The sequence below is a fragment of the Mesorhizobium sp. NPDC059054 genome (assembly GCF_042739215.1).
Taxonomy (GTDB): Bacteria; Pseudomonadota; Alphaproteobacteria; order Rhizobiales; family Rhizobiaceae; genus Mesorhizobium.
Window position 1 is genome coordinate 460,408 of sequence record NZ_JBHYHV010000006.1, and the last position, 12,009, is coordinate 472,416.

Consider the following 12,009-nt stretch of genomic DNA (forward strand, 5'->3'; position numbering starts at 1 on the left):
TATAGATTGAAGACACGTTATTTACGGATAAATTCTTCTTATATAAAACGATAATCTACAGTTATATCAAAATCAAACGACAACCTCTGGTAATCGGTAGCAAAATCCTTGCCGCCGGACGAAGAAGGCCGTGTCGAATCGAGGCAAGCATGAGCGGATTTGCAAGCCAATTTGCTGGCGCATTCCTGATCACCTTAGGACTTGCTCTTGTCAGCGGGGTGATTGGAACCAGCTTTGGACTGCTGCTGGCCATTGCGAAGACGACGCATACATCCAGGATCGTCGCTCTCATCACCGCCTACACCACCATCGTGCGTGGCGTACCGGAACTGGTGATCATCCTGCTGATCTATTTCGGCGGAACCGCGCTCGCCGGCGCGATCGCCGGCCGCTATGTCGAGATCAACGCCTTCACCGCCGGCATCATCGCGCTCTCGGTCGTCTTCAGCGGCTATGCGACGGAAGTGTTCCGCGGCGCGATCGCGGCGATTCCAGCCGGACAGGCGGAAGCGGCGAAGTCGCTCGGGCTGAGCACCTGGCAACGCTGGCTCCTGGTCATCGCCCCACAGATGTGGCGGCTGGCCCTGCCCGCTTACGGCAATCTATGGATCTCGCTGTTCAAGGACACTGCGCTGGTCTCGATCATCGGGCTTACCGATGTCATGCGCGTCGCTTTTGTCGGCGCCGGCTCCATGCGCGCACCCCTCACCTTTTACCTTGCGGCATCGGCCCTCTATCTCAGCCTGACGACGGCGACGCTTCTGTCGATCCGGCTGGCGGAGCGCCGGTACCCCGCTTTGGGCCGCTAGGAGCACCGACATGGACCTCAACATGATGGTCGAGGCCGCGATGGTGCTGTCTTCCGGTCTGAAGCTCACGCTGACCCTGACGATCCAGGCGCTCGCCATTGGCTTCGTGCTCTCGGTGCCGCTCGCCTTCATGCGTGCCTTCGGCCGCCCTGCCCTATCCTACGGCGTGCTCGCCTACACCTATGTCTTCCGCGGCACGCCGATGCTGGTGCAGCTGTTCCTTGTCTATTATGGCCTCGGCCAGATCGAAGCAGTGCGCGCAAGCATCTTGTGGGTGGTCCTGCGCGATCCCTTCTGGTGCGCGCTGCTGACTTTTTCGCTGAACAGCGCGGCACACACGACCGAGATCCTGTGCCGCGGCCTGCAGTCCGTTCCGAAAGGCGTGACGGAAGCCGCGGCCGCGCTTGGCCTGAAGCGCTTCCAGACAGCCCGCCTCATCACCTTCCCGATCGCGTTCCGCATATCGCTGCCGGCCTACGGCAATGAAGTGGTGGGCATGATCAAGGGCTCGTCGCTGGCGAGTACCGTCACGCTGCTCGAAATCACCGGCATGGCGCGGCAGATGGTGTCGACGACCTTCGCGCCCTACGAGATCTTCATCGTCGCCGGTGCGATCTATCTCGCACTCACATCGATCGCCGTGAAAGCCACTCAGTTCCTGGAACTGCATCTGGCGAGCGACGGCCATTCCTGGCCGCGGCGCCAAACGTGGCTCAAGCCTGTCTTGTCCGATCACGGGTCCTGAGCAGTCTCATCACCTCAATCACCAACCAACCAGGGGGAATTGCATGCGCAGCGTTTTGGCCGGTACTGTTTTCGTCGCATCCATGATTTCTGCGCTGCCCGCGAGCGCCGACGACGCGCGGGTGGTGATGATCGCCACCGAGGGCGCGTCGCCGCCCTGGGACGGCACCAACGAGAAAGGTGAACTCTACGGCTATGACATCGATGTCGGCCTGGACCTCTGCCGCCGCATCAACCTGAAATGCAAGTTCGTCGCCCAGGACTGGGATGGCATCATTCCCGCGCTGCTGGTCGGCAAATACGACGTCATCATGTCGGGCATGGCGATCACCGAAAAGCGCAAGCAGTCGATCGCCTTCTCCAATCCCTACGCCGCCGGCTACAACCAGATGGTCGTGCGCAAGGATCTCGGCCTCGATCCCGGCGACACCGCACAAAGGCTCAATCTCTCCACGCTCAACGCCAACGGAAAAGCCACCATCGAACGTCTGCGGTCGACGCTTTCCGGAAAGACGATGGGCGTATTGCGCTCCTCGAACTCGGAGGCCGTGATGAAGGAGCTTTTCGGCGACGTCGTAGTCCTGCGCAGCTATGACAGCCTGGACAATCTCAAGCTCGATCTCGCGGCAGGACGGGTCGACGGCGGGCTGGCGGACTTCTTCACCTGGTGCGATTTCCTGGAGACGCCGGAAGGGGCTGGTGCGGCGTTCTTTGGCCCGCAGGTGAATGGCGGCCTGTGGGGGCCCGGGGTCGGCGCCGGCATGCGCAAGGATGACACGGCACTGATCGCGCAGTTCGACACCGCCATCGAGGCGGCAATCAAGGACGGAACCATCAAGACGCTCAGCCTGAAATGGTTCAAGACCGACATCTCGCCGGCCGCCTCCCGATAGCGCGAACATTCAAAGCACCGGCTTAACGCCGCAACCAACCACTGCATCCAAGGCGGGTTTCATGAAGGATTCCTTTTGCGTGACCGTAACGGGCCAGTCGCTGATTAAGAACGACGTGCGCCAGATCCAGCACAAGCGGTTCCTGGAAGTGCTCGACTTCCTCAGGCAAGGCAATGTCGTCTTCACCAATTTCGAGTCGACAATCCTTGGGCGCTATGGCGGTTGGCCGACCAAGGGCAGGTATTTCGATTATTCCAGGCCCGAAATGCTGGATGCGCTGCAGACCATGGGCTTCAACGCGCTTGCCCTCGCCAACAACCACGCCTTCGACCTCGGTCCCGCCGGCGTGTTGTCCACGCTGGGCGAGGTGTGGTCACGCGGCTTCCTCCACGCTGGCATCGGCACTGATGCGACCGACGCGATGAAGCCGGGCCGGCAGCGTCACGGCGGCCATGACGTGTCACTTTTTGCGATGGATGCCGGGCCAGGCCCCGGCAACATGTATGCGGAGGACCGCTCGAACGGTCGGCCGCCACGGCCAGGCGTGAATCAGCTCAAGACCGTGCGCAAGCTTGGCGTGACGAAGGAGAGTTTTCGCACGCTGGCAATGTTGGCACAGGAACTGCGGACATCGTCGCTCGAACTGACCAATTACGCCCAGCCGGACGACCCGACGGCGGTCATCGGCGAGAACGAACTCAACTTTTATGGCACTGTTTTCAAGCAAGGCAGCGCATTCCGCCGGCATGTCGAGATCGATCCGGAGAACGCCGGTGAGCACTTGGCTGCCATGCAGCGTGCAGCAGCACGCGGCGACTTCGTCCTCGCCTACCTGCATCATCACCATTGGGAGCCGGGCTGGCAGGAGGTGCCTGGCTGGGTGCAAGGCTTTGCCCGCGCCTGCATCGACGCCGGCGCCAGCGTCTTCGTCAGTCACGGCGCGCCCGTATTGCAGGCCGTCGAACTCTACAAGGACGCTCCCATCTTTTACGGCCTCGGCAACTTCCTCTTCCACGTGCCTGCCGAAGAGACGGAGTGGAGTGCCCGGGAGGTGTGGCGAAGCCTTGTTGCGGCCTGCCGCTACAACGGAAGCGGCCAGCTTGAAAGCATCGACCTCCTGCCCATTGTCATTGGTGGGGAAGAGGAGACCGCAGCGAACCGCCTTGTTCCGCTGGCTGCCACCGGCGAAGTCGCCCGCAACATTCTGCAGGGTTTTGCGAAGCGCTCGAGCATCTTCGGCACCGAGATCGCGATTTCGGGAGCGTCAGCCCGCGTTTCCCTGGCTGCAGCGCGCAAGGTCGGCTGATCGTGTCACGGCATATCAAGCAGATCCTGTAACCCTGCCGGCAATCGTTGCGCTGAGCGATATGCCGATTCCAAGGTTCTGCAGGCTTGGCATGAGGGGAGAGAGCCACGCGAGAGCATGGTTCAATGATTGCCGAGACTGCCTGGTGCGAGGCTGTCCGCCTTTCGATTTCGCAACACGTTATCAATCGAATCGCGCAGCTGTCTCAGACCTTCGACCGGCATGACAAGGCGAGCTCGGACAATTGCTTCGATGCTGACTTCCGGTGTCGGCCCTATCAGTTTGTCTGCGATCGGGCGTTCGTGGGTGAAAGTGAGCGTGACGAAATTTCCGGCGATCGCACAGTTGAACGGACCGGCTGTCAAGATTTCTGGAACATTGTCTGGATCAACTATGGGAACTTTGTGCATCAAATTCACTGGCCTGTCTCAACTGTGATCTGCGCCGTCGCCTCGGATGGCTTGGATGAAAAAACAAAACTTAGACCGCGACAGGCACGATGGCCGAGGATAGCCGCATCACGGTGGTGCACCTCGCCCGGAAAAATATTGAGGAGTCGTCCAGACTTCGTGGACGGTTGATCGAAACCGTTGGCACATAGAACGAAGCGACGACGCGGTGACGTCGAAGGACGCGGGCGTCCTGGGCACAGCGGGCAAACGAGGACCGCGAGATCTAGCGCCGCACCAGTCTTCGGATGAGCGACTCCACCGCATTTCCTTGCGATTGAAGCGATTGACGGAGTTCGCTGCCTTGTTGGCTTGCTTTGCGTTCGGCTTGGCGAAGTTGGTTTTCCAGGAGCTGTCGTTGCTGCTGTTCGTACCGCTGCCGCTCCGGCGCGCCTGATCTGACCTGCGCAATAGCAGGAAAAGGCAGCGTCATCAAAGCCGCGATGACGAGGACCAGGCGCAACGACATCGGCGGTCTCCAGCACATGAAAATTCTGCATCAGACATGGATTTGGAGCGGTGGCTCGGCAAACGCGCGCCGGTGAGACGCACCGCGTAACCGAAACCGTTGCAATGAATTTCCAGCGGAGTTTTCATGGAGGTTCGCTGGAGGCAGCGCACGGATGTCAGCCATGGGTGCCGAGAGCAGCGAGACAAAGCGATCCGCGACGTCGGGGCAGCGCAAGACTGTGACATCGAAAAAGAGAAAGTTGCGTATGCCGCGGCGCGCGTCATGCCGCAATCGCCGGCCAGGTCGGCCTTGCAGCGTCTTCAACTGACCCGACACTTGGGGCGCCGACGCTGACGGTGCGCACCGCCTGCAAAACGCCATGGGCAAGGACGGTTTCCTCGACGGAGCTGAGGACCACAGGTTCTGTGAGAATGGGAACCTGTCTCTCGCGTTCGAGAACGCCGCTGGCCGATGCCAGGGCAAAGACGGCGAGCGCGATCCCCAGCAACACATCAAGGCTTTCGCCAATACCCAAGTGCCTCAATTCATTGTTGCATCGGCCTGCCGCCGGGTGGAACGCCGATCAGTATTGTGGGTCATACTGGAACGAGATCGGCGTCGGCCCGCGCCTGTTTTGCTTGGCCGACTCGACCAGCGCGGAAAACAGGATCGCGAATGCGAACGCACAGATGCAGATGATGGTAAAATGCCGGGCAAGCATCGTCGTCCTTTCCGAGGCGGGTTAGCCCAGGCTGGCCATTCTGCGCCTTTCGTTCGCCGTCCGCGCAGGTTTCGTGGAGGTTGTGTCGAGACATCAGATCCGCTGTTGACTTCGCTAAGGCCGCTCTTCTTTTAGGGAGCTCTTGAAGCCAGGACGCCTGCTATGAACAACGCGCTGATCCTTCTCATCGAGGACGAGCCGGAAATCGTCGAGATACTTGAGACCTATTTTGCGCGGGAAGGATTTCGCACGATTTCCGCAAATGACGGGGCGATCGGGCTCGCCCATCATCAGCGCTTGAAGCCGGACCTGATCGTTCTCGATGTGAAACTGCCGGGCCTCGACGGGTTCGAAATCCTGGCGGCGATACGCCGGCGTGGCGACACGCCGGTGATCATGGCGACGGCGTTGGCCGAAGATCTCGACAAGTTGCAGGCGTTGCGCATTGGAGCGGACGACTATGTCGTGAAGCCCTACAATCCGATGGAAATTGTCGCGCGCGCCAAGGCCGTCCTGCGCCGGACATCCGGGCGTGACGCTCGGCAGCAGATCAGGATCGGAGCGCTGACGGTGGATCCTGTCGCGTACATGGCCTTCGTCGACCTTGGCACCGGCCAACGATCCCTGGAACTGACACGCACTGAATTTCGGCTGTTACAATGCATGGCATCGTCACCCAACCGTGTGTTCGAGCGTTCGGAACTTGTCGATGCCTGCCTGCCGGAGGGTGAGGCGCTCGAGCGTACAGTCGACAGCCACATCAGCAATCTGCGGCGCAAGCTCGCCAGCGCTGGCGCCGACGGGCTCCTCGTCGGCGTGCGCGGTGTCGGTTACAGGCTGGGAGATTCCGGTGGCTAGGAATCTGAACCGCCAGTTGTTCGTCGCCATGAGCGCCTTGACGCTTCTGGCGTCCCTGGCGATGTATTTCGGTTATGTATTTTACTACACGTTCATTTTCGATCTGATCTACAGCGCAACTGACGACACCGAGAAATTGAATGCCGGAGACTTCATCGTCTTCGGCCTTATCGTGGCGATCGGACTTGTCGCTGCGGCTGCCGTTGGATGGCTGATGGCGCAAAGCATCATCCGCCCGCTCAAGTCGATAGCTGTCGCGGCGCATTCGATCGCCAATGGCGACTTTTCGGTGCGCGCGAAAAACACCGAGATGGCTTTCAGCGAGGCCGAGAGCCTGATCGCTGACTTCAACACAATGGCGGCGCGGTTGGAGAGTGCTGAAGCCGAACTCAGATATTCGAATTCCGCGATCGCGCATGAGCTGCGCACACCCCTGACCATTCTGCGTGGGCGTCTTCAGGGCCTCTCCGATGGCGCATACAAACCCAGCCCGGAACTCTACGGGCGCTTGATTGCTCACGTCGACGATCTTGCGCGCATCGTCGAAGACCTTCGCACACTTGGCCTCTCCAGCGTGGGCAAGCTCGAACTCAAGCTCGACGAGATCGACCTGGCGCTGGAGGCCGGTGCGGTCGCAACGTCGATGGAGCAAGGGTTGGCGAGTGCCGGCATAACCGTCAAATGCGACCTCGGAAAGGCCGTGGTCCTGGCTGATCAGGCGAGAATCCGACAAGCCATCCTGGCGGTCCTCGACAATGCGCGCCGTTATGCTCCAGGTAGCGTCGTCGCGGTCGAGACCCGCACCACGAAGGATCGTGCACTGATCCGATGCAGCGACGATGGGCCGGGCCTTCCTGCGGGAACCCAGAAGCGAGTCTTCGAGCGGTTCTGGCGGGGGGATGATTCCAGGGCGCGGGCGAGCGGAGGATCGGGGCTCGGTCTACCCATCGTGAAGGCCATCGCCAACGCGCATGGGGGTGATGCGGTTGTCACCGACAATGGCGGCACGGGTGTGGCGATAGAGATCTGGCTCCCCAAAACCATGCCCGTCTGACTTCCAGCGACGGAGCGGATGAAGATGCTGCGGCCCATCGGCGCTGCAACGTTCGGCTGTGCAATGCAGGATACTGAAAATGACGTCGGACTTTCGGGACGGCAACGAAAACGAATATGAAGACCTCGCGGCGAGCCACGTTTCGCTGGGCAGAGTGCTGGGCCTTTTTGCGCCCTACCGCCTGCGGATCCTTTTCGTCATCGCGCTGATCGTGGTCGGATCGGTGGCGGGCATGGCATCGCCATTCCTCCTCAGGGCGATCATAGACGACGCCCTTCCAGGCCGGAACCTGACATTGTTGTCATGGCTGGCCGGATTGATGATCGGCATTGCCGCGATCGAAGTGGCGCTCAACGCCCTGCAGACGATCCTTTCCACCAAGGTCGGTCAGGCGATCATGCATGATCTGCGCGTGCGCGTGTACGCCCATCTCCAGTCGCTTTCGCTCGGCTTTTTCGCCGGCACCCGAACCGGCGAGATCCAGTCGCGCATCGCAAGCGATATCGGCGGGCTCCAGGCGCTGGTCACCAGCACCGCAAACGACCTGGCGCGCGCCCTGAGCACCGTCGCCATGACGATCGTCGCCATGTTGCTGCTGGATTGGCGCCTGGCGCTGTTCTCCATGCTGGTCGTGCCTGTCTCCGTCCTGATCAGCCACAAGGTCGCCAGGCTGCGGGAGGCCATTACCTACGAGCAGCAAAAGCGCATCGCGGACATGTCCTCCGCCATCCAGGAGTCGCTGTCCGTCTCGGGCATCATCCTGTCCAAGACCATGGGCCGCGGCGAGCACCTGACGCACCGCTTCCGGCGCGCGTCGCGAGACGTTGCGGCCCTGGAAGTTCGTTCCCACACAGCCGGCGAATGGCAATGGTCGCTGATTTCGCTCACTTTGTCCGTTCTGCCGGCGCTGACGCTGCTGCTCGGCGGCTGGCTGACGAGCATGAGCGTCCCGATCACCATCGGCACCCTGGTCGCGATGATCGCGTTGCAGGAGCAACTGCTCTGGCCGTTCGAGCATCTGCTGGAGCTCGGCGCAGAGATGCGTACGACGCGAGCGCTTTTTGCGCGGATCTTCGAATATCTCGATGTTCCTATCGAGATCACCGAGCGCCCTGGCGCGGTGAGGCTGGATCGGCAGCGGATACGGGGAGCCGTGCGATTGGAGAAGGTCTCGTTCTCTTATGGCCGCGCGCCGGAGCCGACGCTGAAGGACGTCTCCATTGACATACCGGCGGGAATGCATGTCGCGATTGTCGGCGCCACCGGATCGGGCAAGACGACGCTCGGCTATCTCCTGGCACGCCTCTATGATGTCGGCAAAGGCTCGATACGCTACGACGGCGTCGACGTGCGCGACCTCAGCTTCCAATCGCTGGCGGATCTGCTTGGCGTGGTCACGCAGGAGCCATATCTGCTCCACGCTTCGATTGCAGAGAACCTGCGTTTCGCAAAGCCCGAAGCGACCAGGGAGGAATTGATCGCCGCGGCAACGGTGGCACAGATTCACGACGCCATTGCCGCCCTCCCGCAAGGCTATGACACCCTTGTGGGCGAACGGGGCTATCGCTTCTCGGGCGGCGAAAAGCAGCGGCTGGCGCTGGCACGCACCATCCTGCGCGATCCACCGATCCTTCTGCTCGACGAAGCGACAAGCGCGCTGGATACCCGGACGGAGCAGGCCATGGCGGCGGCACTGAACGAGCTTTCCAAGGGTCGGACCACGATCACCATTGCGCATCGGCTTTCCACCATCCGCTCCGCCGACCGGATCATCGTGATGCAGCGCGGCAGCGTTGCCGAACAGGGCACCCATGAGGAGTTGATCGCCCGAAACGGGGTCTATGCCATGCTTGTCCGTTCTGACGGTTAGCCGAGCGACCTTTGCGCCAGGGCTAGCGCGATTGTTCATCGTGCTGGCCGCCGGCTGCAGCTGGGCGGACAATTACAGCCGAGCTTGTGCAGATCGAGCCGCGCGGAGAGCGCAAGCGCCTAGCCCGCTCGAGACAAGGACCAGCCTTGGCCGCCCCAGCCTCCACGCTTTCTCCACCCTATTTCCATGGGGGCTCTACCGGCTCGCGAAACAGGAAGGCTCAAAGGAGTCTTCCATGAAGAACATGACTGTGCTGTCCAGGGTCCTGACCCTATCGGCCTGCCTGCTCGTCCCGGTCCAGATGCCGGGCGGCTTTTTGAACATCGCCGTTGCGCAGGCGGCACCGTCAGCCCGCGTCAACAGCAAGAGCCTCTTGAAAGGCATGCACAAATCGCTGGCGACGATTGTCGTGGCTTATCAGGTCAGTTCGACCAAACATACGCGCGCCGATGGCTTGATGCTGGACGCCGCTCGTGAAACCGCGAATGAGCTCGCAAGTCTCAGAACCGCGATAGCGGCTAAGAACTCCTCCCAGACGTCGACATCCGTGCGCAAGGTCTCACAAGCCATCGGCCGCCTGCAGGGCACCTACAGGATGACCTCGAACCGTAATCCCACGGTCGCGGAGGGTATGCGCGCGCTGTCGGCAAACTGGGCTGCCTTCACGGCGCGCTACGCGCTGGTGCCCACGTCCAACCCGTCGAGGCCTGCCACCCAAGCGCAATTGGATGAGCTGAAGCAGCGTATTTCCACCCTGGAACGCCAGCTTGGCGAACGCCGCGCGCAGGCGGCCTCCAATCCGGTCGTGTTGCGCGAGACCGAATATGTTTACGTCGAACTGGAGCGTATCAGCCAGCGAACCATCACCATCGAGACCTATCAAAGCACCCTGCTTTCCTTGTCCTTCATCAGCGGTTCGTTGACCGGCTACGCCGCCGTCTCTGCCGTCTATTATCCCGCTTACCATGCCGACTGGGTGCGGGAGGTCGAGGCCGCCTCCTTCTACGAAGGCTATTGGGACGGTTATTACCAGGGCTATTACGACGGCCTGAGCGACGCGTATTTCGACACGCCGTTCACCGCTTCCGAAACCCTCGAATTGACGATCGATCAAAGCGTGAACCAGCAGGTTGACGTCTATGTCACCCAGGATATCACCGTGCTTGCCGAGCAGGCAGACGCGTTCGCCAGCACTTATTCCGAACTGCCCGGCCGCGCTGACGACATCGCGAGCGAAGAAGCCGCCATTCCGATCGACAATCCGGTCGCTACCGCAGAAAGAATGGTCGACGAGATACCCGAGGCAACGATCGAACGCGAAGCGCCGCAACCGGCGCCGGAGGCTGACCAGCCGGATATCGAGCCCGAGCCCGATCTGCCGTCTCGCGATCCGGACACGGAGCGCGACCGGATTTCACCACCGGAAGATCGAAGCTCGGACGTCCCGGACCAGCCGGGGCCGGACGGATCTCGTGATCGGGAGCTACCTGCCTTCATCAACGATGACGAACGCCCCGAACCGCCCTTGAACCCCGCCGCGGTAGACGAAGAACCGTCGTCGCAACACGAGGTCGAACGGGAACGTCCCGCTGAACCGAACGATGGCGCCGCCACCGATGAACGCCAGGACGAGGACCCGGCCCTCGACGAACCTCGCATGCCGCGAAGATAGATTAGCGCAACTGCCACTGACACAAATGTGCACCAAACCTCCACACGAGCAGGCGCCAATCTCGACAATTGAAGGAGATGATCGAGCAATCTCTGCTGAAATACCGGTATCCCGTTTGACCGGGGAAAGGAGACCAGATGGCCGGCTATCGAAAGGCGGCAGCCTTGCTGATCGCTGCGGCACTCGGCCTGAGCGCGGGCGCAGCCCGTACCGAAGACTGGTCCCATTATGACGAGGATTACCATGGTTCCTACGACTGGGATCATGACCCCTACTACGACGGCTATCATGACGGCTACCACGCACGCCGGAGCGATGCCGCAGGAGCCTTGGCCTTGGGTGTCATTGGTGGGGTGGCGCTGGGCAGCGCCACCTCCAGACCGGCAGTCCGCTACCTCCAGGTGGAGCCCTATTGCGTCAAGACATGGAAGAAGTTCTGGAATCCCGTTCGCGGGAGGTATCAGCGTAAACGGGTTCTGATCTGCGATTGACTGCCCCCGCTGCATCGCAAATCAGACAGGGCAGAGATGTCGGTGTGCTCACCCCAGGGGTCATCGGCGTCTCTGCCGCCTCCTTGTTTTACTGATGGATGGCCCCGCATCCGAACAGGTCGATCTGCCCCTAACCTGTCCGCTTCAGAAAACCATTTGTATCCGGGCGAGCGGCCGAGACGTTTGCAGCTCCAAGGCTGCGGCTCAGCCTTCCGAAATTTCGCCGGCATCCTCTATGCTTCCCCGCCCCGGAGCCGCCAACTCCTCGCCTAGCGCTGCAATCAGAGACGACACGCGAATGCGGACGCGCGGCGGAAGCTGCATCAGCGCCTCGATCACACGCCGGCCTTCTGCGCTGGCGATGAACGCCAGGCGCTCATCGACCGGCAGCGGCGAAGCGGCGGCCTCACCATTGCCGGGCAACCCCTCGAAGAAGCGGCTGACGGGCACGTCCAGCGCACGGCCGATCTCATAGAGCATGGATGCGCTGACGCGATTGCGCGCGCTTTCGTATTTCTGAAGCTGCTGGAAACTGATGCCAATGGTGCGGGCGAGCTGCGCCTGCGAAACATCCGACTGGACACGAACCGTCGCGATCTGTCTGCCGACATGCTGATCGGCCGGGTGAGGCTCGCTTTCCTCTCTACGCTCGGCCAGGAAACGGTCGAGGCGCTTCGGCAAAACCCCTCCT

The 12,009-nt window shown here is 61.3% G+C and carries 14 protein-coding genes; 9 read left to right on the forward strand and 5 right to left on the reverse strand.

The window, feature by feature from the left end; translation table 11 throughout:
• Positions 1-149 precede the first annotated feature (149 nt).
• The 4 genes from ACFWXH_RS26015 (at position 150) to ACFWXH_RS26030 (ending at position 3,752) form a co-directional block, all read left to right on the forward strand.
• Positions 150-809, forward strand: coding sequence for an ABC transporter permease (locus ACFWXH_RS26015; RefSeq protein WP_379124232.1), 660 nt, complete (start codon positions 150-152; stop codon positions 807-809).
• Between the two features lie 10 nt (positions 810-819).
• A complete protein-coding gene (locus ACFWXH_RS26020; RefSeq protein WP_379124234.1) occupies positions 820-1,554 on the forward strand; it encodes an ABC transporter permease in 735 nt (244 codons plus the stop codon).
• 43 nt (positions 1,555-1,597) lie between these two features.
• Positions 1,598-2,446: a transporter substrate-binding domain-containing protein gene (locus tag ACFWXH_RS26025; protein WP_379124236.1), complete on the forward strand. Its 849-nt coding sequence runs from the start codon at positions 1,598-1,600 to the stop codon at positions 2,444-2,446.
• Between the two features lie 61 nt (positions 2,447-2,507).
• The gene (locus ACFWXH_RS26030; protein WP_379124238.1) at positions 2,508-3,752 is read left to right on the forward strand and encodes a CapA family protein; all 1,245 of its coding nucleotides are present in this window, start codon (positions 2,508-2,510) and stop codon (positions 3,750-3,752) included.
• A 122-nt stretch (positions 3,753-3,874) separates the two neighbouring features.
• Here the strand turns inward: ACFWXH_RS26030 and ACFWXH_RS26035 are convergent, their stop codons facing one another.
• The 4 genes from ACFWXH_RS26035 to ACFWXH_RS26050 form a co-directional block, all read right to left on the reverse strand.
• The gene (locus tag ACFWXH_RS26035) at positions 3,875-4,171 is read right to left on the reverse strand and encodes a hypothetical protein (RefSeq protein WP_379124240.1); all 297 of its coding nucleotides are present in this window, start codon (positions 4,169-4,171) and stop codon (positions 3,875-3,877) included.
• Positions 4,172-4,427: 256 nt separating this feature from the next.
• Entirely contained in the window at positions 4,428-4,670 is a 243-nt protein-coding gene (locus ACFWXH_RS26040) for a hypothetical protein (protein ID WP_379124242.1), read from the reverse strand.
• A 262-nt stretch (positions 4,671-4,932) separates the two neighbouring features.
• Positions 4,933-5,187 carry a hypothetical protein gene (locus ACFWXH_RS26045; RefSeq protein WP_379124244.1) on the reverse strand — a complete coding sequence of 85 codons (255 nt, stop codon included), beginning with the start codon at positions 5,185-5,187 and terminating at the stop codon, positions 4,933-4,935.
• A gap of 48 nt (positions 5,188-5,235) precedes the next feature.
• Complete coding sequence (locus tag ACFWXH_RS26050) at positions 5,236-5,373, reverse strand: hypothetical protein (RefSeq protein WP_379124246.1); 138 nt, start codon at positions 5,371-5,373, stop codon at positions 5,236-5,238.
• 162 nt (positions 5,374-5,535) lie between these two features.
• Here ACFWXH_RS26050 and ACFWXH_RS26055 point away from each other — a divergent pair, with 162 nt between their 5' ends.
• The 5 genes from ACFWXH_RS26055 (at position 5,536) to ACFWXH_RS26075 (ending at position 11,318) form a co-directional block, all read left to right on the forward strand.
• Complete coding sequence (locus ACFWXH_RS26055; protein WP_379124248.1) at positions 5,536-6,231, forward strand: response regulator; 696 nt, start codon at positions 5,536-5,538, stop codon at positions 6,229-6,231.
• A complete protein-coding gene (locus ACFWXH_RS26060) occupies positions 6,224-7,285 on the forward strand; it encodes an ATP-binding protein (protein ID WP_379124250.1) in 1,062 nt (353 codons plus the stop codon). The genes ACFWXH_RS26055 and ACFWXH_RS26060 overlap by 8 nt, the downstream gene beginning before the upstream one ends.
• A 79-nt stretch (positions 7,286-7,364) precedes the next feature.
• Positions 7,365-9,155 (forward strand): ABC transporter ATP-binding protein, encoded by a 1,791-nt coding sequence (locus tag ACFWXH_RS26065; RefSeq protein ID WP_379124252.1) that lies wholly within the window; start codon positions 7,365-7,367, stop codon positions 9,153-9,155.
• A gap of 31 nt (positions 9,156-9,186) precedes the next feature.
• Positions 9,187-10,827 (forward strand): hypothetical protein, encoded by a 1,641-nt coding sequence (locus ACFWXH_RS26070; protein WP_379124254.1) that lies wholly within the window; start codon positions 9,187-9,189, stop codon positions 10,825-10,827.
• A 137-nt stretch (positions 10,828-10,964) separates the two neighbouring features.
• Entirely contained in the window at positions 10,965-11,318 is a 354-nt protein-coding gene (locus ACFWXH_RS26075) for a hypothetical protein (RefSeq protein ID WP_379124256.1), read from the forward strand.
• A 204-nt stretch (positions 11,319-11,522) separates the two neighbouring features.
• Here the strand turns inward: ACFWXH_RS26075 and ACFWXH_RS26080 are convergent, their stop codons facing one another.
• Entirely contained in the window at positions 11,523-11,999 is a 477-nt protein-coding gene (locus tag ACFWXH_RS26080; RefSeq protein ID WP_379124258.1) for a helix-turn-helix domain-containing protein, read from the reverse strand.
• Between the last annotated feature and the right edge of the window lie 10 nt (positions 12,000-12,009).

What these genes read in the sequence shown, in the direction of transcription:
- ACFWXH_RS26015 (WP_379124232.1), top strand. Translation starts at nt 150, where the DNA reads ATGAGCGGATTTGCAAGCCAATTTGCTGGCGCATTCCTGATCACCTTA.
- ACFWXH_RS26020 (WP_379124234.1), top strand. Translation starts at nt 820, where the DNA reads ATGGACCTCAACATGATGGTCGAGGCCGCGATGGTGCTGTCTTCCGGT.
- ACFWXH_RS26025 (WP_379124236.1), top strand. Translation starts at nt 1,598, where the DNA reads ATGCGCAGCGTTTTGGCCGGTACTGTTTTCGTCGCATCCATGATTTCT.
- ACFWXH_RS26030 (WP_379124238.1), top strand. Translation starts at nt 2,508, where the DNA reads ATGAAGGATTCCTTTTGCGTGACCGTAACGGGCCAGTCGCTGATTAAG.
- ACFWXH_RS26040 (WP_379124242.1), bottom strand. Translation starts at nt 4,670, where the DNA reads ATGTCGTTGCGCCTGGTCCTCGTCATCGCGGCTTTGATGACGCTGCCT.
- ACFWXH_RS26050 (WP_379124246.1), bottom strand. Translation starts at nt 5,373, where the DNA reads ATGCTTGCCCGGCATTTTACCATCATCTGCATCTGTGCGTTCGCATTC.
- ACFWXH_RS26055 (WP_379124248.1), top strand. Translation starts at nt 5,536, where the DNA reads ATGAACAACGCGCTGATCCTTCTCATCGAGGACGAGCCGGAAATCGTC.
- ACFWXH_RS26065 (WP_379124252.1), top strand. Translation starts at nt 7,365, where the DNA reads ATGACGTCGGACTTTCGGGACGGCAACGAAAACGAATATGAAGACCTC.
- ACFWXH_RS26075 (WP_379124256.1), top strand. Translation starts at nt 10,965, where the DNA reads ATGGCCGGCTATCGAAAGGCGGCAGCCTTGCTGATCGCTGCGGCACTC.